Source organism: Actinophytocola algeriensis (assembly GCF_014203735.1).
In the GTDB taxonomy this organism is placed as follows: Bacteria; Actinomycetota; Actinomycetes; order Mycobacteriales; family Pseudonocardiaceae; genus Actinophytocola; species Actinophytocola algeriensis.
In genome coordinates this window covers 483,875-508,091 of the sequence record NZ_JACHJQ010000008.1, presented here as the reverse complement: position 1 = coordinate 508,091, position 24,217 = coordinate 483,875, and the positions used below count along the sequence as shown (strand labels likewise).

Sequence of the window (24,217 nt, the reverse complement as noted above, 5' to 3'; positions counted from 1 at the left end):
CGATCTACCGGAGACCTCATCTATTTGATCAACGACACGCCGGAACAGGCCACACCCAGGCCATCAGCCGGTCACGACTTCGATACAGGCCCTAGTATTCGCCGGCATGGATGCGAATGCGCTGGCTGACCGGCTGTTCCGGAATGTGACAGGAACGCTCGAAGTGTTTGCGGTGTATCTCGGTGAACGGCTTGGGCTTTATCGCGCGCTCGCCGACGGGGAGGCGGTGACCTCCGGGGAGCTGGCCGCGCGTGTGGGGGCCGACGAGCGGTACGTGCGGGAATGGCTCGAGCACCAGGCCGTGAACGAGATGGTCGAGGTCGACGACCCGAAGGCGGACGCGACCGCGCGGCGCTACCGGTTGCCCGCGGAGCACGTTCCGGTGCTCGTCGACGAGGACGACCTCCGTTACGGCACCCAGACGAGCATCGGCCTCGTGCGGGTCGCGCGGGGGATGGCCGCGCTGGTGGACGCCTACCGGGACGGCACCGCGCCGCCGTCGATCCCGTGGGGGCCGGAGGGGCGGGCGAACCCCAACCGGGCGCGGTTCGTCAACCTGCTCGGCTCCGAGTGGCTCCCCGCGGTGCCCGACGTGGACGCGCGGCTGCGGGCGGACCCGCCCGCGCGGGTCGCAGACCTGGCCTGTGGCATGGGCTGGTCGAGCATCGCGATGGCGCGGGCCTACCCGAACATCGTCGTCGACGGGCTCGACCTCGACGAGGACGCCATCGCCGCCGCGCAGGCCAACGCCAAGCAGGCCGGGGTCGCCGACCGGGTGCGCTTCTCGGCCACCGACGCCGCGCTGCTGCCGGCCGCGAACCGGTACGACCTGGTGACGATCATCGAGGCGCTGCACGACATGAGCCACCCGGTGGCCACGCTCCGCACCGCGCGGGACCTGTTGGCCGAGGGTGGCACGGTGGTCGTCGCGGACACCCGTACGGCCGACGAGTTCACCGTGCCCGCGTCGCCGTACGAGCGGCAGGACTACGGGTGGAGCCTCGTCAGCTGCCTGCCCGCCGCGATGGGCGACGCCGGCACCGCCGCGACGGGCACGATCATGCGCCCCGGCACGTTGCGCCGCTACGCCACCGAGGCCGGCTTCTCCGAGGTGCGGGTGCTGCCGATCGACACCGACTACTGGCGGTTCTACCAGCTCGTGCGGTGATCGGCGGCCGGCGTCTCCCGCATGAGCAACCAGGGAGATGCCGCGGGCGGACGGATGTGCGAAGAATTGCCGCCAACGTCCGCGATGGCGAATCGAGGCAGCGGCATGGTTTCCCCGGGGGGACGGCGAACCGCCGACATTCTCGGTCGTGCTCGGGCCGGACCGCACCGGCGAGTCCTCGGTCATGGCGGAACTGCTCACCACCGACGCGCGGGCAGCCATCGCGCAGGACGTCGAACGTGTCGCATCGCGGACCGCGGCGGCACCGGTCGACGTCGGCGCCAGGCGGACCTGCTGAGGAGGAGCGGATGGTGACCGCCGACCACACGTCGTGGGGCTCGACGGACCTGGGTGTCACCGAAGCGTCCATAGTGGACGCTCAGTTCGAGGCGTGCCGCCCGACCTACCTGGACCTGCTGGACCGGGTGGAGATCAGTCGCGGCGGGCGGGTGCTGGACGCGGGCTGTGGCAGCGGCGCGTTCCTGCCCCACCTGTCCGACCTGGTGGGCCGGGACGGCGCGCTGACCGCCATCGACCTGGTCGAGGAGAACGCGGCACTGGCGGCCACCCGGCGGACCATCTGCCCACTCCGGACCGACCAGGGTGACCTGCTGAACCTGCCGTACCCGACGGCGTCCTTCGACGCGGCCTGGTGCGCGAACGCCGTCCAGTACCTGGACGACGACGACCTGGCCCGCGCGCTGGCCGAACTGCGCCGGGTCGTCCGCCCGGGCGGGGTGGTCGCCGTCAAGGACCTGGACCCCACCCTGGCTACCGTCCGCCCCGGTGACCCGTTCCTGTTCACCGACTTCTTCCGGCAGGTGGGCGCCACCCCGGGCTATGCCCGTCAGCTCCTGCGCACCAGGAACCTGTACCGGTTCCTGCGGGAGGCCGGCCTGGTCTCGGTCCGCCAGTGGACGGTGCTCTCGGAGCACTACGCACCCCTGACACGAGCGGAGTGGTCGTTCTACGGCCCGTCGTGCGCCTCGGTCGCGCGGCAGGCACTGGCGCTGGGTGTACCGGGGGACTGGCAGCCCTTCCTCGACCCGTCCGCGCCGGACCACCCCCTCGCGGGCCCGCACGGCTACATCGGTGAGGGCAACGTCCTCGCGGTCGGGGTGGTGCCCTCCTAATTAGACGTACAGGCTGCGCGCCGCGGCATCGGTCAGGCAGAGCGCGGGGATCACGTGGTGGACGAAGCCGAAGTTGTTCACCATGAGGCGACCGTCCGGTTGGGACTCGTCGTAGGTCTGCTGCCAGACATCGTCCCCGCTCCTGTCGAAGGGCAGGTACGCCATCGAGACCGTCCTGGCCGGTGACTCCCAGAAGCCGTTGCGTCCCCGCGTGAACGGATTGCTCTTCTCACCGGTCAGCACCGTCGCGGTCCGCGGGTAGCCGTGCGAGTAGAAGCGCACGCACTTGCCCTTGAAGCCGCCGCGACGGCTGGACAGCTTCATCCACCTGCCGATGGGCGCGATCATCCCGTCGACGAAGTCCCCGCCGGGGTCGAGGATGAAGACCTCGTTGAGCTCGTCGTTCATGAACGTCTCGGTGGCGGGGTTCCGTGCGGCGGCGGCGATGTTGTCCACCAGGAACTTCGCGAACACCTGGCAACCGCTGCTGTTGGCGGAGATCGCGACGTGGGAGAGCGTGTTCTCCTCGAGGGACAGTATGTCCTTCTGGATCGCCACCAGGACCTCCCGCAGCACCGAGGCCGAGTACAGCTGGTAGTCGCGTAGCTGTTTGTCCGCGCCGAACTCCCGGCTGATCTGCGGGAGTACGATGACGTACTGCTTGTTCGCCTGCCGCAGCTGGTAGGGGAAGCCGAACGAGAACTGCTGGGACGACTGGAACGGCATGTCGAGGAGACCGGGGCTGGTGCCGGGCGGCGGTGCGTTGTAGACGAACCAGTTCCAGATGTCGAAGTACAGCCAGTCCCAGCCGAACGGCCGGAAGTGGACGAACCGCGTCTCGTGCTCCTTGGCTTGTCCCGGTACGTGCTTGTAGTGCACCAGGAACGGCGGCGGCTTGGAGATGTCGAGGTCCATCGGGAAGGCGACCGCGACGAACTGCGGCGGCACGTCCCCGCGGGTGCCGTAGGTGACCTTGTAGATCTTCACGGTGTACCCGGCCACCGGCTGCGGGACGAACGCCAGGTTGAGGACGTCCCACTTCGCGAACGCCGACCGCCGGAAGATCGGCGACTTCAGGAACGGCCAGGCGATCGGCTTGCTGATGTTCGGCAGCGGCCGGGGGTTCCAGTCGCGGTTCCGCGAGAAGTGCGCTTTCGCGTTGACGCGGTCCGCCGTCTCCTTCTTGCACGTGCCGACGTCACGCAGGCAGTGGCCACTGGGCTCGGTGGGCACCGCTGTGCCGTTGGGCGGGTTGCTGAGGGTGGTCCAGGTACTCGCCGTCACATCCGTCAAGGTCACCACGGCGTGCCCCTAGACCTGCTGGCCGGTCTTGGGGTCGTACTCGACCTCGACGACCGCGACCTGGTCGGTCGGCAGCACCTCCACCCACTGGTCGAAGACCTCGTAGCCGTCCTCGCTCTCGGCCTTGAAACCCTTGTCCAGCGGGTCGAACCCCTTCTCGTACACCATGTCCGGACGCAGGTAGTTCAGCGTGACGCCGGGCTCGAGCTGTTCGGTGACGACCTCGTGGCCCGCGTCGTGCTTGGCCAGCACGGTGATGGCCACGTAGCGCAGCACGTCGCGGATGGTCAGCTTGGCCGGGTCCAGGTCGCGGTAGCGGGTGACCAGCGCCGGGTCGGACCACGGGTGCGTCCGCAGCCGCCCGAGGATCTTGCTGCTCTCGCCCGGTGTGGCGGGCTGGTAGAGGTCGTCGAGGCCGTCGGCGCCTTCGATGCTCGGGTCGGACAGCCAGTTCAGGGCGGCGAGCTCCTTGCCTGGCCGGATCGGCACGACCGCCTTCACCCACGGCGCGTTCAGGAACGCGTTGCGCTGGTGGTCGCCGTCGAGCTGCATGAGCCAGCCCAGCGAGCTGCCCTGCCGGGCGGGCGCGGAATCGGTGGTGATGAAGTAGTTGTCCCGCCGCGCCATGTCCGCCGGGTTCGCCCAGCCGACGGTGTGGTCGTCCAGTCCGGTCGGGCTGTCGCGGATGACGCGCTCGACGGCCGTCGCCGTCGCCGGGTCCCGCACCGGGAGCCCGTCGGGGGTCTCGAGCTTCGGGTCGCCGAGCCGGTCGAGCTCCGGCGCGAAGGTCGGGTGCGACTCGTGCAGGCGCGGCCGCCACCACTCGGGCGCCACGAAGTACAGCATCGCCTCCACGTCGAACAGCGAGTTGATGAGCTCGGCGAGCTTGTGCACCAGCGCGGGCTGGGTCGGCGGCCTGCCGTCGACCTTCATCAGCTGCTCCAGCAGCCTGCGGTAGACCACGACCCGCTCTTCCTCGCGGAGCACGTCGTAGTCGCGCACCCGGACCTTGCTGGCGGCGGTGACCCGGTCCGCGGCGGCCTTGAGGTAGGCCTCGCGCTGCTTCTGGTCCAGCTCCAGGTCCCGCTTCACGGCCAGCGCCTTGTTCTGGTCGCTGACCTGCTTGCGCTTCTCCGCCGTCGGCCGGTAGGTCACCGGGACCGTGAACGCGAACAGCTCGTGCCGGTCACCGTGTGCGTTGTAGATGAAGACCGACAGCGCGGGCTTCCTCGGCTCCGGGACACCGTCCGGTGCGTCCGCCTTCGCCCGGTCCAGCTTGAACTTCATCGCGGCGACCGACACCTTCCAGCGCGGCTCGCCGACCTTCACCGGCTCGTAGCCGTCCCTGGGGCTCAGCTCGACGTCGGCGATCCAGAAACCGATCCCGCCGCCGCCGATGGGACGGATGTAGCCGTTGAACGGGTAGCCGAACATGACCTCGACGTCCTCGGTGTAGTCCTCGGGCATCGGCAGCTCGTTGGCGGGCGCCACCGCGGCCGCGTCCGGTGGCGCGGCGACGTGCACCAGCTTCGCGAGGCCGAGCGCGGCGCCCGGATCGTCCACGTAGGACTGCCAGCAGAGCTGGGTGCCGAGGTCCTGCACCTGCACACCGACGCGGCGCATCTTGCGGCGCAGCTCGTAGTTGATCAGCTTCGGGGTGGTGTTCGCCAGCACGTAGCGGCGGCTCGACGTGTCCGTGGTCTCGGTGAGCGTGCGGAACGTGGTCTTGAAGCTGCGCTTGATCTCGGTGCTCAGCCGCTCACTCTGCTGGCGCATCTGCTTGTGCGTCTGCTCGCGGGCCTGCTTCTGGGTGTCGGACAGGTCCATGGTGGCGGTCTCGTTGGCGTCGCCCCACACCCAGCGCTGGTTGGCCGACACCGAGAAGCCGAGCTTGGTGCTGCGCTCGTTCTCGTCCTTGACCGCGCTGGAGACCTCGTCCTCGAGCTTGCTCTCGCTGGTCCGGCCCTGTGTGATCTCCTGGCCCTCCTCGACCATGCGCTCGACCAGCGTGCGGCGGGTCTGCGACTCGATCAGCTCGACCGTGCTGCCGGGGCTGAGCCAGACGTGCTGGACGGGTGGGCCGAGGAAGGTGTCGAACTCGAAGAAGTACTGGCGGAACAGGTGCACGATGCCGACGGGGGAGAGGCTGACCCGGTTGAGCGCCTCCGCCCGGCTCAGGTGTTCCAGGGGGTCGAGCATCTGCTGCAGCCCGCGGTACTGCTGGGTGTTCACCTCGCCGTGGCGCGGCGGGGTGAACAGGTCGGCCAGTGTGGACACGAGGTGCTGCTCGGCGAGGTAGCCGAGCAGGCCGGCGACCATGGATTCCTTGGCGCCCAGGGTTTCCAGCAACGCCCGGCGCTTCACCGGGTCGGGCTCGACGGCCGCCGCGCGACGGAACAACTCGGGAGACACCTCGCTCGCCAGGATCGTGTCGAGGCTCGTGCGGGACAGCAGCGGCAGCCAGGTCGCCGGATCACGCGGGTCCTTGTCCTTGACACGGACCTCGATCAGGTCCGCGAGGACGGAGGTGAGAATCGGGTTGTACGGCCTGGGGACGGCCGCGTTGCCCGTCTTCAACTCCAGCGAGTCGCTGATCCCGGCGACCGCCGCGTCGTCGCCGGCCGCCGCGACGGCGGGCTCACCCGGCACGTACCTCACCCGTGGCGCGACGAACTGCGACACCGTCGCGAGCAGGACGTCGTCGGCGCGGCGCAACGCGTCGACGAAGCGGGCAACCGTCCGCTGCGACCGCCACCCCAGCAGCGGCTGGATCAGGCCGAACGACTCGCTCGCGTACGGCAGGGTGCCCGCGAACTCCGTCAGCGGCCTGCCGGTGGTGACCCGGCCGCCGCGCGATGGCGCGGGCAGCGTCTGCACGTTCGCCGTCGTGCCACCCGCGCTCACGGCGAACGGGAGCACCGTCCACGGCCGCCCCGACCCGGTCGCACCGACCAGGAACAGTTCCCGGGCCGACTGGGCGGCAGGCGCGACGAAGGAGATCGTCTGGGTGTTGCCCGGCGAGCTGATGACCTTGCCAGCGTACTCACGGCTGCCCGCCGCGTCGCGGTCGAGGAACGCACCGCTCAACGCGGCGATGTCCGGGTACCGGCGCGGGTCCTGGACGTCGATGTCGGAAGGCAGTGCGAGCGCGATCCGCTGGCCGGCGTTGAAGTCGCTGGGCTGCGAGGCCTGCACCGTGTAGGTCCAGACCTGGTAGTGGGAACCTGCCCCGGTGGTCACCGGGGCAGTGCCGGTGAATGTCACGGTCAATGCCACGGGAATTCCCCCTTCGTCGGAGCACCGACAAATCAGTCACGATTGTGGTGCGGCCCGGTCGGCGGCAAAGGAGTCGCCCGGTCTGACCATCGGGACCGGGCGGTCACCCGTTCAGGCAGCCGGCGCCTGTTTCGGGACGATGCGATCCGCACGAATGTCCCGGTTCAGGAGGGGCAGGAGGCAAACGACGGTGAAGGCGATTCCGCACACGACGCTGACCTCTTTCGCGCCGTGACTCGCGGCCAGCGGCCCCACGGCCAGTTGCGAGAGTGGAATGGTCACATAGGACAGCAGGTCGTCGTAGGCGGCGACCCGCGACAGGGACTCGCCGGGGACCGCCGCCTGCAGCGTGCTCTCCCAGGTGATCGCGGCCACGGTGAAGCCGAGCCCGCCGACGAACGCGGCCGCGGCCACGAGCCACGTCTCCCCGGACAGGCCGAGCGCCAGCAAGGGCAGGCCGCCGAGCGCACCCCAGAGTCGCCCGTCGCGTAGCGGCCTGCGCAGGACGAGCCTGACTGCGACGACGCTCATGAGGAGCAGCCCGGCGGCGCGCACGGTCTGCACCGTGCCCCAGCCAACGGCACCGTCGTGCCCGGACACCACCTGCGGTCCCAGCACGTTCCACGGCCCCACGCTGAAGGCGTTGACGAGGGCGAACGAGACCGTCATGACCACCACCCAGCGCATCGACCGGAAGACGGCCCAGCCGTCGGCGAGATCACGCCACAGCGGCCGGTGCGCGGCGGGTGCGCGGGTCGTCCCGGGGATGCGCGTGAAGGCCGCTGCGGCCAGGAGGTAGGAGGCGGCATCGACCGCGAGGGCCCACCCGCCCCCGACCGTGGCCACCAGGACACCGGCGACCACGGGACCGAGGATGCGCGCGGTGTTCTGGCTGCCTGAAAGGAGCGCGTTGGCGCGCTGCAGGTCCCGCCGCTCGACGAGCTCGGGCACGATGCCGCGCAGCGCGGGCTGGGAGAACGCGCTCACCGCCCCGCCCGCGAACGCGAGGCAGGCGATCACGACGAGGTCGTAGCTCCCCGTGATCAGGACGACGGCCATCGCGGCCATCACGACGGCGGTGGCCAGGTTGGTCACGATGAGGACGGTCCGCCTGCTCACCCGGTCGGCGACCGCGCCACCCACGAGCAGGAGCACCAGGGTGGGGACCAGGTTCGCGGCCAGGACGACACCGAGATCGGTCATCCCGCCGGACGCCTGGAGCACGGCAAGGGCCAGCGCGACGGTGGTCATGGACGACCCGGCCAGGTCGACGGTCCGGCCGACGAAGAACCAGCCGAAGCGGCCTGTCAACAGATGCATGCCGGGTACTGTCGCCGGGCACGCGAGCGCGGGTGAATTCTTGCGACAAGAGGCGCAACAACCGCCGACAATGGCTGGGGTGACCCTGTTGCGCTTCGGACCGGACGCGTTGCACGTGAGCCGGTTCGCCGTGTCCCCGCTGGCCGAGACGCTCAGCGAGCTCACCCGGCTGCGGCAGACCCGAGCCGGGGTGTTGGCCGGCAGGCTGGACGAGGACCCGTTCGTCAGGGGACTGGTGGACCTGGTGACCGCCACCAAGTACCTCCCGGACTTCGTGGCCATCCCTCCCGGCCGCGACCTCGCCGACGAGTTGGCCGCGATGCGCCGGATCGGCGATGCCGAAGCACGTGCCACGCTCGTCGAGGCGCACCGGTTCGCCTGGGCGAGCGACGGGCTCGCCTGGGCCGACGTCACCGGGATCACCGGCCGCGCCGCCGATTTCCTCGCGGAGTGCTGGACGCGGTTCGTCGAACCGGACTGGACCCGGCGCCGGGCGATCATGGAACGCGACATCCACCACCGCGCCGGTGTGATCGCGGTCAGCGGCTGGCGGCACGCCCTGGACGGCATGGCTCCCGACGTCGAGTGGGCAGGCCACGACGCGATCCGGTTCTCCACCCAGACCTACCCCGACCGCCACATCGGCAGCGACGGCCTGACCTTCGTCCCGCACACGGGGATGTCCGGGCGGTGGATCTGCGAGACACCGACCCGGATCGCGTTCGTGTACCCGGCCAAGGGCGCCCTGGCCGACCACTCGCTGGGCGACGCCGGGGTGGCCCGGCTCCTCGGGCTGGGCCGGGCCCGGGTCGTAGCCGAGGTGCGCATGCCGGCGACACCGTCACAGCTGGCGGCCGTGCTCGGCGTCTCGCTCGGCACCGTGTCCGCTCACCTGGCGGCGTTGCGTGCCGCGGACGTCGTGACGGCGCGCAGGAGCGGCCGTGCGGTCTACTACGAGCTCACGCCGGTCGGCGAGGAGCTCGCGCGACTGGTCACGCGGCACTGACGGCTCAGGCGAACCTGGCCGGGACCCCTCTGCCCACCACGCCGTGCCGGCTCAGTTCGTGATCGTCGGCAGGGAGACGTAGTCGGCGAGAGCCTGCTGTCCTGCGATGTTCGCGTGTACTCCGTCGCCCGTGTCGTAGGCCGGGAGGATGCTGTTCGGCTCGAGCGGGTCCTTGAGGACCTGGTCGAAGTCCATGACCCCGTCGCACGTGGTGGCGCAGTCGTTGCCGTGTCTGACGAAGGCGGCCACGGCGTGGCGGTCGAGGTTGTTCTGGTCGCTGTAGCCGGGCCGGGGCGTGATCGGCGTGACGTACACGTCGATGCCCGCGTCGTGCAGCCGGCTGAAGACCTGCCGGTAGCTGTCGAGGATCTGGTCCGCGCCACAGGCGTTGGCGAGGTCGTTGGTGCCGTAGTAGTACAGAACGGCCGTCACGCCGTGGAGTGCGAGCACGTCGCGGTCGAGGCGGCTCAGCGCGTCGAGCCCGGCCACGGGACCGGGGGTGTTGGGGCACGCGGCGGAGCTGGTCGTGCCGCCGATGCCCGCGTTGGCGACGGTGTACTGCCGGTGCGCGGGAAGCTCGGCGGTGATCCGGCGGGCGAGGACGTCGGTCCACCGGCGGTTCGTGCCCTGCTCGGTGCAGCCCGGCCCGCAGTCGGTGCTGCCGGTGCCGTCGACGACGGAGCTGCCGAACGCGACGATGGTGCCCTTCACCCGGGGGTTGGCCACGTCGACCGCGCTGACCACGTAGGTGGCGGTGGTGGTCGCGGTGTACGCGGTGCCCGCGCTGTCCCGGGTGTGGTCACCGGTACCGGCGGGGCTGAGGTAGTTCTGCCGGAACGCGCTGGTGTGCTCGCCGGGGGTGGCTCGGCCGGAGAAGTACAGGGACACGGCCACGTCCTGCTGGGCGTCCGTCCTGAGGAGTACCGCGTCGCTCCGCAGGTCGCCACCCGGCGGCACCACCACGGACCCGCGCCCGAGGAAGGTGACGGCGTGGGCCGGGCCCGCGAGCGCAGGACCGCCGCCGCTCCGCGCGACCGTGGCCGCGTCGACCACCAGCGGGGTGGTGCCGAAGGTGTTCTGGACGCGGATCCGCAGTGCGTCGCCGCCCTGGCTGAGGTGCGTGATCATCCGCACGGACTGGTTGTCCAGCGCCGTGGGCGCGAGGCGCTGCTGCGACTGGGCCCACGAGGTGAACCACGGCCGGGGCCCGGCGTTCGCACCCGCGGCCGAGGACGCGGCCCCCGTACCGGCCGCGATCGTCGCCGCGACCGTCAACGCCGTCGCCAGCCTTCGCACAGTGTGACGCTTCACCACGGACCCCCGGTTCGCCGTCGATCGGTTGACCTGGAGTGTCGACGCGTGTCCACCGCGTAGTCAAGATCGGGGCGTGTCGCGGTGCGCGCGGCCATCCGGTGGACGTGCGTCACCTGCCTCCGTACCAAGCGATTGGCTGCGGATGGGGCATCAAGATCGGCGATCACCCAGGATCGGAATCAGTCACGGGGGAACAATTGACGGTCGCAATTGGTCGGGTATATTCCGTCGTCGTCAAGGCGGGTGTCGATCACTGTCCGGCTCGCCGACTTTCGGAATTCCGCGGAGGCCGCAGGAATGACGTCCCTTGTTGAATTGGCCGCTGATCCCGAGTTGGCGCGGCGGTACCGCGACAACGGCTGGTGGCGGGACACGACATTCCTCGACGACCTGGCCGAATCGGTGCGGAGCCGGCCGGACAGCCCGGTGCTGATCAACGGTCGCACCGTCGACGACACGGTTCGGGTGGTGTCCTACCGCGAGTTCGACCAGCTGGTCCGGCGCATCGCGGGCAGCCTCGACGACCTGGATGTGCGTGCCGGTGACGTGGTCGCCTTCCAGCTCCCCGACTGGTGGGAAACGGCGGCGTTGTTGTTGGCGTGCCTGCGGGCCGGTGTGGTCGCACAGCCGATCGTGCCGCAGCTGCGGGCGCGGGAGATCGAGCGCGCGCTGGCCAGAACGGGTGCGCGGGTCTGTGTCACCGTCGACAGCTGGGCCGGTTACGGGCACGCGCGGGCGATCGCCGAGATGGCGCCACGACTGCCGCGGTTGCGGCACCGGGTCGTGTACGGCGACGCCGCCGACACCGGCGCGCTGGACTTCCACGAGTGCTTCGTCAACCGGCCGGACCCGGACCTCTCGTCGGTGTCGCCGGTGCACCCGGACCAGCCGTCGATGGTGCTGTTCACCTCGGGCAGCACCGGCGAGCCCAAGGGCGTGCTGCACACCTGCAACACGATCTACGCGGGTGCCGCCGGGTTCATGGCCGAGGCGGTCCGGGAACCCGGTGCCGACCGGGCGGCGTCCACCATGCGGGTGAGCCACATCGCGTGCCCGCTGTGGGCGGTGTTCGGGGTCCTGCTGACCGGCGGCGCGGGCGTGTTCCAGGACGGGGCGGATCCCGACCAGATGCTGGACCTGATGGTGCGAGCGGAAACCAGCCGTCTGCTGACCTCCCCGCCCAGCCTCGCCAAGCTGATCGCCGCACAGCGTGAGCGGCCCCGCGAACTGCCGTCGCTGCGCACCGTCATGACCGGCGGCACCACGGTCCCACCCGGCATGGTGCCGATGGTGCGCGAGACGTTCGGCGTGCCGCTGCGCGCGGTGTGGGGGATGACCGAGAACGTCGTCGGCACGACCGTGCGCGCCGACGCCCCGCACGACTGGTCCGCACACAGCGACGGCACACCGCTGCCCGGCCTGGAGGTGCGCGTGGTCACCCCGGAGCCCGAAGGCGCCACCGGGGCCCTGCAGGTGCGCGGCGCGTCGATGTGCGTGGGCACCATCACCGGCGACATCGGGACGATCACCACCACCGGCACCGGCCACGGCGACTGGTTCGACACCGGCGACGTCGCCCGCCCGGACGGCCGGGGCGGCATCCGTATCGAGGGCCGCGTGGCCGACCGCGTCTACGACGTGAACGCCGAGGTGATGATCCCGGTGCGGGACGTGGAGGAGGAGCTGGCACAGCACCCCTGCGTCAAGGACGTGGCGATCATCAGCTGCAAGGACGGTGCCAGGGAACGCGTCTGCGCCGTCGTGGTACCGGGCGGCGAACCTCCGACACTCGAGGACCTGCACGACCTCCTGCGCGAGCGCGGCATGACCGAGGCGTACTACCCCGACCGCCTGGAGTTCGTCGACGAACTGCCCCGCGACCCGATGGGCAAACTGCGCAAGTACCAACTCCGCGAGATGTACGACGCCGAGTGACGGCCCGGCGAACGTGACCGCGGCGGGCTACACGCTGCGTGCCAGGCGGGCGAACGAGAACACCAGGACCGACGACAGCACCCACCCCAACAGGGTGGCGATGTTCAGGAACCACATGAGGAACTCGCCGCTCGGCGTGTGGGTGTCCGGGTACCAGGTGGCGCGCTGGCCCATCGACACCAGCGGCACGACCGTGTCGATCGCGTAGAAGAACGCGTTGTAGCACCGCACCTGCCCGTCGCCGCAGGGATCCGGTGACGGGCGGGACGGGGTGTGGGTGCTGTAGTCGCCCACGCGGTCCGGCAGCGTGCCCGGCGCCGGTGGACTCACCGGGCTCACCGTCACGAGCCGCCCCGTCGGGGTGTAGACGTTGCCGCGCGGGTCGGTCGCGCGCAGGGTGCCCGCGCCGCTGGGCACCAGCATCAGCACGAACACCGCCACCAGCAGTGCCACCAGCGGCCAGCCCGCGCGACCCGGCCGGTAGCCGTAGCCGAACAGGCTGTACAGCCGGTCCATCAGCGCCCACAGCCGGATCCGCGGGCTCGCACCCGCCTGTCGCGTCGCCGCGTGGCGGGCGTGTCTGCGTTGGCTGATCAGCACTTCCTCGGCGGCCGCCAGGTGGCCGTGTTCGCGGAAGACCCTGGCCGCGTGCTCGTACGGGCCGGCCTCGAACGAGCTCTGCCGTGCCAGCCAGGCGATCCGGGGGCCCGCGTCCCAGTTCGGCGGGCTCTCCGCCGTGAGCGGGCCGAACCGCTCGTACGTGAAACCCCGGATGAGGAACTCCCCGGGCCACGTGTCCGGGTCGTCGGCGAGCGTGGTGGTCTGCGCGCCGGTCAGGTTGACGCTGGGGGAGACCCTGGCCCACCCGAGGTACATGCCGCCGCGCGACACCAGGCCCTCGGCCTCGATGGCGTGGCCGTCCCGGTCGGTGAAGGTGCCGCCGCGCAGGTCGAGCCTGCCGCCGATGGTCGTGCGGGACAGCCGCACCTCGCCGTCCGAGGAGAACCCGGCGTCCAGCCGCACCGAACCGTTGATCGTCGCGTTGTGCAGGTACAGGGTGAAGCGCTCCGGGTTGAAGAGTGTCGCGGCTTCGAGGTCCAGGTTGTTGCCGACTTCCGCGCCGCGCAGGTCCACGGACCCGCCCTCGGCGTGCAGCCGCTGCGCCTCCACGTCGCCGAGCACCCGTGTGCTCCGCGCCGACAGCAGCGGGCCATCGCCCGGCTTCGACAGGCGGACCCCGCGCAGCAGGAGGTTCCCGCCGACCGACGCGCCGTCGAGCGTGATCGTCCCGCGCACGGTCACGCCGTCGGCCAGCTCCACCGAGGACCGCAGGTCGGCGTTGCGCAGGTCGAGTGCGACACCACCCGCCGCGTCGAGCACGCACTCCGGCGTGAAGTGCACGAACCCGAACTCGCCGAGCGAGAGGTCGATGCCGCCGTGCACGCGGCACACCCCCTCGAAGCTGAGGTCGCCGTTGACCGCGGCCCTCGGTGCGCTGATGGCCGTGCCGCCGCTGCGGCTGCTCGCGTACGGACCGGTCAGCGGCGCGGTGCCGCCGAGCTCCGCGTCCCGCACGATCATCTGCCCGGCGATGCGGGCCGCGCCCATGTCGATCCGGCCTTCGACCACGGGCTTGCGGTGCGTCGCGTCGCCGATGAGGAACAGGCTGCCGCCGAGGTTCATGTCGTTCAGGGCCAGCGCGACCCCGCCGTCGGGGCGGCGGAGCTGGGCGCCCGACAGGTCGAGCGCACCGTCGATGTGCGCGCCGATCAGCCGGACCTCACCGTCGGCCTCGAACCCGTTGATCAGCCGCACCGCGCCGGCGACCCGCAGCCGGTCGGCGTGGATCGCGCGGATCCCGCCCGGCCGGATCCGGGTGCCGACGCACAGCAGCCTGCCGCCGATCTCGGCTTCGCACAGCCAGATCGCGGACTGTTTCGACGTGCTCGCCGGTGTCTGCAACGCACCCGCGATCGTCGACCGCGACAGGTCGAGATCGCGGGTCACCCGCAACCCGTTGGCCTGCAGCCCCGCGGGCAGCCCGCAGCGCAGCAGCGCCAGCTCGTGCAGCCGCGCGCCGTCGAACAGCGGCGGTTCGGCGAACTCGCACGCCTCGAACCGCAGCGGGAACGGGATGTCCATGCCGCTGAGGTCGAGCAGGCCCGCGATCTTCGCGTTCCGGATCATCAGTCCGCGCGGGTCGACGCGCTCCGGCGCCCGGCACAGGTCGCGCAGGTGTGCCGCGTCGACCGGCCGGTGCCGGAAGTCGCCCCAGCTGCCCGTGCTCGCCGCTCGCAGCAGCGTCCGCCTCATGTCACCCCGTCCTCGTGCCGGAACCGGAAATCGGCATTCTTCCGGTTCCCGCGCGGCGGGTCAGCATTCGTCCCCATTTCTGGCAGGGCGCCTCGATGTAGCGGTAGGTCAGCACGCACAACGGCAGCAGCACGGCGTAGAAGGCGACCTCGAGCACCGGGTTGTCCTGCCGCGACCGGCCGATCGTGCCGTCGCTCACCGCCAGCAGCACCGGATGCACCAGGTAGACCGAGTAGCTGATCGTGCCAAGACCGGCCAGCCAGCGCGGTATCCGCCGGTGGCGCGACACCAGGCCGACGCCGAAGGTGAGCACCGCCAGCAGGAACGCCGCGATCCAGGCACGCCGGGTGAAGTGGGTCCCGTCCCCGTGCCAGTACGCGCTCGCCTGACGACAGCGATCCACAGCGGGTAGATGCGGAACACCCGCCCGGTCCAGAACGCGCGGACGCTGCCCCGCCGCTCCAGCGACGCGGGGATGATGTCGCCGCTCACCAGGAAGAACACCATGATGCCGTACCTGCTGGTGTTGAACTCCGGCATCAGCTCCCGCCGGAACTCCGCCATGAAGGCGTACGACGAGTGGTCGAACACCACGACCAGCGCCGCGATGCCCCGCAACGCGTCCAGCCAGCCCGACCGCGCGGGGTGTGCGGGTCCCATACCTGTCTGGACGCGCTTCCCCCGCCGATGTTGACCTGAACTCCACCTCTGGTCCAGCAGAACTAGAACAGGTTACAGTTGTGGCCGGTTGTGGTGGATCAAGGAGCGGGCATGGCCAAGAAGGTGGCGCGGAGCAGCGAGGCCGACTACGTGGTGGTCGGCTCCGGCAGCTCGGGAGCCGCGATCGCGGGTCGGCTGGCCGAGTCGGGTGCGCGGGTGATCGTGCTCGAAGCGGGCAGGACGGACGAGACCATGCTGGTCAGAAAGCCCGGCATGATCGGCCCGCTGCACTCGGTGCCCCAGCTGAAGAAGCTCGTCGACTGGGGTTACTACTCGGTGCCGCAGAAGCACCTCCTCGGCAGGCAGATGCCGGTGCCGCGCGGCAAGGTGGTCGGCGGCTCCAGCTCCGTGAACGGCATGGTCTACGTCCGGGGCAACCGCGCCAACTTCGACTCCTGGGCCGCAGAGGGCAACGTGGGCTGGGACGCGGACAGCGTCAACGCCGCCTACAAGCGGATGGAGGACTTCGAGGACGGCGAGAACGCGTTCCGGGGCGCCGGTGGACCGATCCGGGTCACGCGCAACAGGATTCCCCAGGAGGGGTCGCTGCAGTTCCTCCAGGCCACGGCCGACACGATCGGCTGCGCGGTCCTCGACGACTACAACGCCGAGTCGCAGGAGGGCGTCAGCCGGATGCAGCAGAACGCCGCAGGCGGGTGGCGCTACAGCGCATCGCGCGGCTATCTCCACCAGCTCGCGGCCCCGACGCTGGAGCTGCAGTCCGGCGTGCTGGTGACCAGGGTGGTCATCGAGAACGGCCGCGCCGTCGGCGTCGAGGTCACCGACTCCGACGGCGCCCGGCGGACCGTCCGCGCGGGCAGGGAGGTCATCCTCTCGGCGGGGTTCGTCGGTTCCGCGCAGCTGCTCATGCTGTCCGGCGTCGGCCACGCCGCGCACCTCAGGGAGCACGGCATCGACGTGGTCGCGGACCTGCCGGTCGGCGACAACTTGCACGACCACATGTTCCACGCGCTGACGTTCCAGGCGTCGTCGAGCAGGCACAAGGGCACGGCGCCGTACTTCGCCCGTGGCCTCGCCAGGGAGATGGTCCGGCCCGGCAGCACCTTCATGGCGAACTCGGTCTTCGAGGTGCTCGCGTTCCTCAGGACCTCCCAGGCCCAGGAGGTGCCCGACCTCCAGCTGCACCTGCTCCCGTGGGCGTACGTGTCGCCCAACCAGGACGAACCGATCCGGCACAAGGTCGACAAGCGCACCTCGCTCACCGTGCTGACGACGCTGATCTACCCGAAGAGCCGGGGGACGCTGCGGCTCGCGTCGGCCGACCCCACGGCGGCGCCGCTCATCGACTTCCAGTACCTGGCCGACCCCGCCGACCTCGAGGTGCTCGCCGAGGGCTCGGAGATGGTGCGCGAGATCTTCGCGTCACCCGCGTTCCAGGGGTCGATCAAGGGGGAGACCCATCCCGGCGATGCGCTGCGCGGCCAGGATCTGCGCGACGCGATCCCCAACCGCGCCACGTCGGTCTACCACGGCGTCGGCACCTGCCGGATGGGCGTCGACGAGCTCGCGGTCGTCGGGCCGGACCTCAGGGTCCTCGGCGTCGACGGACTGCGGGTCTGCGACGCCTCGATCATGCCGTCGATCACCGGCGGCAACACGAACGCGCCCTGCATCATGATCGGTGAGATGGGTGCGCGACTCGTCCTCTCTGGAGGGGAAGCATGACCGTCACCCCGCTCGAGATCACCCGCCCTGCCTCGGTGACCGACACGTTCCTGCGGCAACTCGTCGACCGGGTGCCGGGTTCTGCCGGTGCGACCTGGCCGCTCACCGAGGTGTACACCGGTGAGGTCCTCGTCGAGCTGCCGCAGTCGACACCCGCCGACATCGAGGCGGCGTTCGCCACCGCCCGCGCGGCACAGCGGCAGTGGGCCGCCACCCCGGTCAAGGAGCGGCTGGCGGTCTTCCGGCGCGCGCACACGCTCTTCGTCGACAACGCGCGCACCGTCACCGACCTCATCCAGGCCGAGAGCGGCAAGAACCGGCGGATGGCGATCGAGGAGACCTGCGACCCGCCGATGGTGATGAGCCACTACCTCAAGCGGGCCGCCAAGCTGCTCGCTCCGGTGCGGCGTGGCGGGCCGGTGCCGTTGCTGAGCAACTCGACCGAGATCCGGCAGCCCAAGGGCGTGGTCGGCATCATCGCGCCGTGGAACTTCCCGTTCGCCACGGGGATCTCCGATGCCGTCCCGGCGCTGATGGCAGGCAACGCCGTCGTGCTGAAGCCCGACAACAAGACCGCGCTGTCCCCGCTTCTCGGCGTGCGGATGCTCGAGGAGGCCGGCCTGCCCGCAGGCCTGTTCCAGGTGGTGTGCGGTGAGGGCCCGGACGTCGGCCCCACGCTCATCGACAACGCCGACTACGTGATGTTCACCGGCTCCACGGCCACCGGCAGGGTGATCGGCGAACGGGCGGGCAGGAACCTCATCGGGTGCTGCCTCGAACTCGGCGGCAAGAACCCGATGGTCGTGCTCGAGGACGCGAACCTGGCGGAAGCCGTGCAGGGCGCGGTGTTCGGCGCCTTCGGCAACACCGGGCAGATCTGCATGCACATCGAACGGCTCTACCTGCCGGAGTCCAGGTACGACGAGTTCCGGGACGCGTTCGTTGCGGCGGCGGAGGCGCTCGACGTCCGCGCCGCGTACGACTTCGGCCCGGAGATGGGCTCGCTCGTGTCCGTCGACCACCTGCGCCGGGTCCAGTCGCACGTCGAGGACGCCGTCGCCAAGGGCGCCACCGTGCTCTGCGGCGGCAAGCCCCGCCCCGACCTCGGCCCGGCGTTCTTCGAGCCGACGATCCTCGAGGACGTCACGAAGGACATGCTCTGCGGCGTCACCGAGACCTTCGGCCCCGTCGTGGCGCTGCACAGGTACCGCACCGTCGACGAGGCGGTCGCGCTCGCCAACGACACCGACTACGGCCTCAACGCCTCGGTCTGGGGTGGGGACCTCGGCGCGGCCCGTGCCGTGGCCGCGCGCATCGAGTCCGGCAACGTCAACATCAACGACATCCTCGCCACCGCGTACGCCTCGAAAGGCACACCGTCCGGCGGTGTCAAGAACTCCGGTGTCGGCTCCCGCCACGGCGACCAGGGTCTGCTCAAGTACACCGACGTGCAGAACATGGCCGTGCTGAAGAAACAGGTCATGGGCCCCCGGCCCGGTGAGGACTACGCGAAGCACGTCGACCGCGTGCTATCCGGCCTGAAGATGATGCGGAAAACGCGCATCCGGTAGCAGGCCGAGAGCATTCTCGCCGTCGAATTCCGGCAGGTCCGTCACCGTCCCGGCGGATTTCTGCGGGGACACCTACCTCATATTCTGCCGGTATGACGCCCACGAAACTGCCCGCGGTACTGGTCGCCGCCGCGGCGGCGCTCGTTGTCACCGCGACCCCCGCCAGCGCCGCCCCGTCGTATCCGTGCGACAGCATCATCTTCAACGCCTGCTTCTACCCAGAGCCGTCGTTCCACGGGACGGAGTACCGGACCGTCATCTATTATCATGGTTGTTACACACTTCCGCCGTCGCGCTCGTACCACACGAACGTGACCGCGACGGTGTATTCGGAAAGCGACTGCACCGGACAACAAGCTGAGATAAGCGGCTACTTCGGGTTCGACATCGGATTCAGCGCCATGAGTTACCGCTATCCGGCGGAGTGATCAGGCGGCTGCCGCGGCCGGAACTTGGCCGGTGCCGGTGCTTCTCCCGAGTGGACGGTCCGACCCGATCCGGGCCGGACCGTCCACATCAGCCGGTCAGAAGCCCATGCGGCAGCCGGACAGGATGATCTCCTGGCCCAGCAGTGTCACCACCCGCACCGAGTACTGCGCCAGCTGTCCGTTCGGACCGTTCACCGTCTGGTTGAGGTAGACGGTCGCCACCAGCGGGATCGAGATCGTCGTCGGCGCCGTGCCGATCGGCTGGCCGTTGAGCGTGCCCACCCTGGACGACCCGCTCAGCCCACTTTCCGTTGCCACGCAACTGGTCTCGATGTCACTGAGGCTGATCGCGCCGCCCAGCAACGTCGCACCGCTGATCTCCGCCGACGCGTCGGTGTGGCCGGTCGACGGGTCGAGCGTGCACTCCGCGTGCAGTGCCTGCACCGACGCCAGCGCGGGGACCGTCAGCGACGCCGTGGTCAGGTCGGTGTTCGGCGGGCACGTCGCGTGCGGCGTCTTCGCCACGTTGATCAGCCCGCTCGCACTGATGGCCCAGGCCTCGGCCCGCACGTGCGACACCAGCTTGACCACCGCGGTCGCCGAACCGCCGTCGTCGTCGGTGATCGTCACGACCACCAGGTGCGCGCCGACGCCGGTGTAGGTGTGGGTCGCCGCGCAGCTGCCGGAGCCCGCGCCCTGGTCGACCGTGCCCGCGGCCGGAGCCGAACCGTCGTCGAAGTCCACCGTGCACGTGTGCGAGTCGTTGGTCGCGATGTCGGTGAACGGCGCGGTGACGGTCACCGGGGTGCCGCGCAGCACGAGGGTGCCGTCGGCGGGACTGCTGATCGTCACCTCGGGTGCGACGTTGGTCAGCGTCAGCTGGGTCGTGGCCGCCACCGGCGGGTTCAGCCCGTCGTCAGCGGTCAGGCGCAGCGTCCACACGCCGTCGTCGGTGCAGGTCACGGTCGTGGTGACGGCCGAGGCGTCGGCGAAGGAACAGGTCGCGCCCGCGTCGACACCGGAGGCCGGGGTGGCGCTCCACTGCGTGGTCAGGTTCGGGCCGTCCGGGTCGGTCACCAGGCCGGCGATCGAGACGGGGGTGCCCTCCTGGCCCGCGTACGGTCCGCTCGGGTCGGCCGTCGGCGGGTCGTTGATGATCACGGTCACGCAGTCGGTCACCGCACCGGGGCCGCCGCTGTCCTCGCCGTGGGCGGTCACGCAGATCTCGTGGGTGCCGGAGGTGAGGTTGCCGGTGGTGTACGAGTAGTCCACTGTGGCCGGACCGTCCTGCGGCAGACCGGGGCTGATCGCGGTCACCGGTGCGGCGAGGCCGCCGTCCACCGTGGCCGTGAGGGAGGACAGCTCGGAGGCGAGCAGGTCCGGCAGCACGTCCGGCAGGTTCGCCGGGTCGGGCACGTGGGTGCACTCACCGCCGGTGCGGTCCGCGATCAGCTGCAGGCTGTCGCTGTACGCGCCGGTCTGGCAGGCGGAGCCCGCGCCGACGGCGAACGTGTGGATGTCGACGTTCTCCGGGACCGCGTCCAGCGCCGGGTTGACGTTGCCCGACGACGCGCCGTCGGACAGGAACGCCACGATCTTGCGCGACTCGGTCTGGGCGTTGGTCACCGTGGTCGCCTTGACCACCGCGTCCGGGAAGAACGTGCCCGTGGCGACGTTGCGCACCGAGAACTGGCCGACGTGCCCCTGGCTCATCGAGCCGAGCACTTCCTCGACGTCCCTGGCGCTGTTGGCGTTCTGGTCGGTCGCGGGACCGGTCAGCACCTGGTCCCCGCCTGCCGGCTGCACGTCCGCGACGGCCGCCGAAGAACCGAAGATCACCGCGCCGACCGAGTTGATCGGGGAGTCGGGGTCCGCGGCGAGCCCGTTGAGCGCCTGCGAGGCCTGCACCTCGCACTGCAGCACGGTGCGCGCGGTGCCGTCACAGCTCGCCGCCGTGCTCCCGGACACGTCGACCACGTAGGTGAGCCCGGTGTCCTTCACGACGGCGGCCTCGCCGACCGACGCCGTGCCCTCGACCGTCACCGGTCCCTGCGGGAACACCGTGTTGTCGGCGGGACTGTCGATCGTCACCGAGATCGCGGTGCCGCCGGGCAGCTGGCCGTCGACGGCGACGGCCGTGCCGGTGAACAAGGCCATCGCCGCGCATGCGGAAATTCCGGATAACGCCAGGGTTCTTCGTGTCATCCCGTCACTCCTCGTTGTCGTCAGGTCCCCGACCTTGTACATCGGGCTGGCGAACTTCCCGTTGCTCCAACAATTCAGTGAACGACGCCGTACCTGACCGGCCGATTCACATGACGAACGTCATGACCCGCGAGGGGGAGGGAAGGGTCGGATTCCGGTGTCCCACTGGGCTGTTGGCGAAAGTCCCGCGCGAGCCGGTTGCGGAAAGTGACACGGGCTGGTGCTGTGTTCGCCTTCGTTGGCCGGGTCTGGTGTGTGGTGTGTCCTCGCCGGCCGGGGCCCGGTCCACCGCTGACCGCGAGGCCATGCTCTGCACGGTGTCGCCGGGGTTCCTCGATTGCCGCGACGGATAGGCTGATGGGCGTCCAGCGGGCGTCGCGGCAGCCCCTGGTCACGGCCGGTTCGAGAGCGGGAGAGTGCCGATGGCGGACCCCGGTGCGAGATCGAAGCGTTCCGCTGTCGGTGCGTCGCTCGCCGGGTTGCGCCTCGACGAGCTGCTGATCGAGCTGCAGGACCGGCTGGCGGAGATCGGCAAGACCCGCGACCGCCTGCAGGGCCTCCTGGACGCGGTCGTCGCCGTCGGCGCGGGGCTGGAGCTGGCCGGCACGCTGCAGCGGATCGTGGAGACCGCGGTCGAGCTGGTCGACGCCCGCTACGGCGCGCTGGGCGTGCTCGGGGACGAGGGCCTTTCGGAGTTCGTCTACGTCGGCATCGACCCGGATACCCGCGCGCGGATGGGCCACCTGCCCGAGGGCAAGGGCCTGCTGGGGCACCTGATCGAGCACCCGGTCCCGATCCGGCTGCCCGATCTCGCCGAGCACCCGGCTTCGGTCGGCTTCCCGTCGAACCACCCGCCGATGCGCAGCTTCCTCGGCACCCCCGTCCGGGTGCGCGACGAGGTGTTCGGCAATCTCTACCTGACCGAGAAGAAGGGCGAGATCGAGTTCAACGACGACGACGCCGTGGTGCTCGAGGCACTCGCCGCCGCCGCGGGCGTGGCCGTCGAGAACGCGCGCCTGTTCGAGCAGGCCCGGCTGCGTGAGCGCTGGCAGCACGCGTCGGCGGAGGTCAACGGGCTGCTGCTGGGAGGCGGGTCGAGCGCGGAGGCGCTGCGGCTGATCGCGCAGCGCACCTGCGAGCTGTCCGGGTCCGACACGGCGTTGATCCTCCTGGCCGACGAGGAGGGCGAGACGCTGACCGTCGAGGCGGGCAGCGGGTCCCGCGGCGAGGACGTGATCGGCCGCAGGCTGTCCGCGACCACCCGAGGCATCGCGGCGGTCATCAACGACCGCGAACCGACGGTGTACGCCGACTTCGCGCTGACGCTGGGCCCGGACGCCGACATGTTCGGCGACTTCGGGCCCGCCGACGCGGTGCCGTTCGGCTCGGCGACCGGGGTGAGCGGCGTGCTGCTCGCCCTGCGGAACAAGGGGGACACCCAGTTCGGCCACGACCAGCTGCCGATGCTCGCGTCGTTCGCCGCGCAGGCCGCGCTCGCCATCGAGCTCGCGGACAAGCAGCGCCAGCAGCGGGTGCTTGACCTGCTCGCCGACCGCGACCGGATCGCGGGCGACCTGCACGACCACGTGATCCAGCGGCTCTTCGCGGCGGGCATGAGCCTGCAGGCCATCGTCGGCCGCATCACCGACGGCGAGGCCCGCGGCCGCGTCAGCCGGGTGGTCGGCCAGCTCGACGAGACGATGCGGGAGATCCGCACGTCGATCTTCGACCTGCACACGGCGGGGGAGGAGAGCTCGACCAGCCTGCGGCGGCGGATGCTCGACCTGGTCGCCGAGGCCAGCGCGAACACCGACCGGTCACCCGCGGTGCGGATCTCCGGTGCGGTGGACACGCTCGTCCCGCCGGACGTGGCCGAGCACGCGCTCGCCGCGCTCCGGGAAGGGGTGAGCAACGCGGTGCGGCATGCCCGCGCGTCCGACATCGTGGTGACGGTGGAGGCGGGCGCCGACCTGGTGATCGGCGTGACGGACAACGGGGTCGGCATGCCGCCGGACGTGGCGCGCAGCGGGCTGCTCAACCTCGAGCGACGGGCCAGGGAGTGCGGCGGCGCGGTCAGCGTGTCACCGAACCAGGACGGCGGCACCCGCCTCGTGTGGCGCGTGCCGCTCACCCCGCCATGATTCAGCCGCCTTGCTTGCGGGAGCGGAGCTCGGCGGCCAGGACGGCGGCCTGGGTGCGGCGCTGCATGCCGAGCTTGTTCAGCAGGTGCGAGACGTAGTTCTTGATCGTCTTCTCGGCGAGGAAGAGCTTCTCGCCGATCTGGCGGTTGGTCAGACCCTCACCGATGAGGTCGAACACGGCCCGCTCCTGCTCGGTGAGCGCGTTCAGCGGGTTGTGCTCCTCGCGTTCCCGGCGGATGCGGTTCATCAGCGCGGCCGTGGTCCTCGGGTCCAGCAGCGAGCCGCCCGCCCCGACTGTGCGGATCGCGGCCAGCAGGTCAAGGCCCAGCACCTGCTTCAGCACGAAGCCGGACGCGCCTGCCATGATCGCGTCGAACAACGCGTCGTCGTCGGCGTAGGACGTCAGCATCAGGCACCGCAGGTCGGGCAGCTGCGACTTCAGGTCACGGCACAGCTCGATGCCGTTGCCGTCGGGCATCCGCACGTCGAGCACCGCGACGTCCGCGTTCACCTGCGGCGCCCGCGCGAGTGCCTCCTCGACGCCCGCGGCCTCGCCGACCACCTCGAGGTCGGCCGCGGTGCCGATGATGTCGGCGATGCCCCGCCGCACGATCTCGTGGTCGTCGACCAGCAGGACACGCAAAGACACGACTGCCTCCTCGGCACACCGGTTTCCCGCTCGACCCAGAGGTGTGCCCG

General features: G+C 70.6%; 17 protein-coding genes and 1 pseudogene. 9 read left to right on the top strand and 9 right to left on the bottom strand.

The genetic code is table 11. The features are described from left to right. Nucleotides 1-172 precede the first annotated feature (172 nt). The 3 genes from FHR82_RS35965 (at nt 173) to FHR82_RS35955 (ending at nt 2,301) form a co-directional block, all read left to right on the top strand. The gene (locus tag FHR82_RS35965) at nt 173-1,168 is read left to right on the top strand and encodes a class I SAM-dependent methyltransferase (protein WP_221464681.1); all 996 of its coding nucleotides are present in this window, start codon (nt 173-175) and stop codon (nt 1,166-1,168) included. Between the two features lie 148 nt (nt 1,169-1,316). Further along, nucleotides 1,317-1,466: a hypothetical protein gene (locus FHR82_RS35960; RefSeq protein WP_184815055.1), complete on the top strand. Its 150-nt coding sequence runs from the start codon at nt 1,317-1,319 to the stop codon at nt 1,464-1,466. Between the two features lie 10 nt (nt 1,467-1,476). Beyond that, entirely contained in the window at nt 1,477-2,301 is an 825-nt protein-coding gene (locus tag FHR82_RS35955) for a class I SAM-dependent methyltransferase (protein WP_184815054.1), read from the top strand. On the opposite strand, the gene FHR82_RS35950 is transcribed toward FHR82_RS35955, so the two are convergent. From FHR82_RS35950 to FHR82_RS35940, 3 genes are all read right to left on the bottom strand, one after another. Further along, nucleotides 2,302-3,585 (bottom strand): hypothetical protein, encoded by a 1,284-nt coding sequence (locus tag FHR82_RS35950; protein ID WP_184815053.1) that lies wholly within the window; start codon nt 3,583-3,585, stop codon nt 2,302-2,304. Between the two features lie 27 nt (nt 3,586-3,612). After that, complete coding sequence (locus tag FHR82_RS35945) at nt 3,613-6,843, bottom strand: hypothetical protein (RefSeq protein WP_184815052.1); 3,231 nt, start codon at nt 6,841-6,843, stop codon at nt 3,613-3,615. A 147-nt stretch (nt 6,844-6,990) separates the two neighbouring features. Further along, nucleotides 6,991-8,199, bottom strand: a complete 1,209-nt coding sequence (locus FHR82_RS35940) for an MFS transporter (protein WP_184815051.1) — start codon at nt 8,197-8,199, stop codon at nt 6,991-6,993. A 79-nt stretch (nt 8,200-8,278) separates the two neighbouring features. Between FHR82_RS35940 and FHR82_RS35935 the strand changes: the two genes are divergently transcribed. Continuing rightward, the gene (locus FHR82_RS35935) at nt 8,279-9,205 is read left to right on the top strand and encodes an ArsR/SmtB family transcription factor (protein ID WP_184815050.1); all 927 of its coding nucleotides are present in this window, start codon (nt 8,279-8,281) and stop codon (nt 9,203-9,205) included. A gap of 51 nt (nt 9,206-9,256) precedes the next feature. On the opposite strand, the gene FHR82_RS35930 is transcribed toward FHR82_RS35935, so the two are convergent. Then, nucleotides 9,257-10,501: a GDSL-type esterase/lipase family protein gene (locus FHR82_RS35930; RefSeq protein WP_311771435.1), complete on the bottom strand. Its 1,245-nt coding sequence runs from the start codon at nt 10,499-10,501 to the stop codon at nt 9,257-9,259. Between the two features lie 315 nt (nt 10,502-10,816). Between FHR82_RS35930 and FHR82_RS35925 the strand changes: the two genes are divergently transcribed. Beyond that, complete coding sequence (locus FHR82_RS35925) at nt 10,817-12,454, top strand: AMP-binding protein (RefSeq protein WP_184815048.1); 1,638 nt, start codon at nt 10,817-10,819, stop codon at nt 12,452-12,454. A gap of 27 nt (nt 12,455-12,481) precedes the next feature. On the opposite strand, the gene FHR82_RS35920 is transcribed toward FHR82_RS35925, so the two are convergent. The 3 genes and pseudogenes from FHR82_RS35920 to FHR82_RS48115 form a co-directional block, all read right to left on the bottom strand. Next, nucleotides 12,482-14,767, bottom strand: coding sequence for a bactofilin family protein (locus FHR82_RS35920; protein ID WP_184815047.1), 2,286 nt, complete (start codon nt 14,765-14,767; stop codon nt 12,482-12,484). 1 nt (nt 14,768) lies between these two features. Beyond that, complete coding sequence (locus FHR82_RS46770; RefSeq protein ID WP_260418157.1) at nt 14,769-15,170, bottom strand: acyltransferase family protein; 402 nt, start codon at nt 15,168-15,170, stop codon at nt 14,769-14,771. A 53-nt stretch (nt 15,171-15,223) separates the two neighbouring features. Continuing rightward, nucleotides 15,224-15,427 (bottom strand): annotated as a pseudogene (locus FHR82_RS48115) (acyltransferase family protein); the annotation flags it as partial. 111 nt (nt 15,428-15,538) lie between these two features. Here FHR82_RS48115 and FHR82_RS35910 point away from each other — a divergent pair. The 3 genes from FHR82_RS35910 (at nt 15,539) to FHR82_RS35900 (ending at nt 19,172) form a co-directional block, all read left to right on the top strand. After that, nucleotides 15,539-17,173 carry a GMC family oxidoreductase gene (locus tag FHR82_RS35910; RefSeq protein ID WP_184815046.1) on the top strand — a complete coding sequence of 545 codons (1,635 nt, stop codon included), beginning with the start codon at nt 15,539-15,541 and terminating at the stop codon, nt 17,171-17,173. Then, nucleotides 17,170-18,744: a succinic semialdehyde dehydrogenase gene (locus FHR82_RS35905; protein WP_184815045.1), complete on the top strand. Its 1,575-nt coding sequence runs from the start codon at nt 17,170-17,172 to the stop codon at nt 18,742-18,744. Before FHR82_RS35910 ends, FHR82_RS35905 begins: the two co-directional genes overlap by 4 nt. A 92-nt stretch (nt 18,745-18,836) precedes the next feature. Continuing rightward, entirely contained in the window at nt 18,837-19,172 is a 336-nt protein-coding gene (locus FHR82_RS35900) for a hypothetical protein (protein WP_184815044.1), read from the top strand. 96 nt (nt 19,173-19,268) lie between these two features. Here the strand turns inward: FHR82_RS35900 and FHR82_RS35895 are convergent, their stop codons facing one another. Next, nucleotides 19,269-21,377: a vWA domain-containing protein gene (locus tag FHR82_RS35895; RefSeq protein WP_184815043.1), complete on the bottom strand. Its 2,109-nt coding sequence runs from the start codon at nt 21,375-21,377 to the stop codon at nt 19,269-19,271. 422 nt (nt 21,378-21,799) lie between these two features. Here FHR82_RS35895 and FHR82_RS35890 point away from each other — a divergent pair, with 422 nt between their 5' ends. After that, a complete protein-coding gene (locus FHR82_RS35890) occupies nt 21,800-23,518 on the top strand; it encodes a GAF domain-containing sensor histidine kinase (RefSeq protein ID WP_184815042.1) in 1,719 nt (572 codons plus the stop codon). Between the two features lies 1 nt (nt 23,519). Here FHR82_RS35890 and FHR82_RS35885 read toward each other — a convergent pair whose 3' ends face one another. Next, nucleotides 23,520-24,167 carry a response regulator gene (locus FHR82_RS35885; protein ID WP_184815041.1) on the bottom strand — a complete coding sequence of 216 codons (648 nt, stop codon included), beginning with the start codon at nt 24,165-24,167 and terminating at the stop codon, nt 23,520-23,522. Nucleotides 24,168-24,217 lie beyond the last annotated feature (50 nt).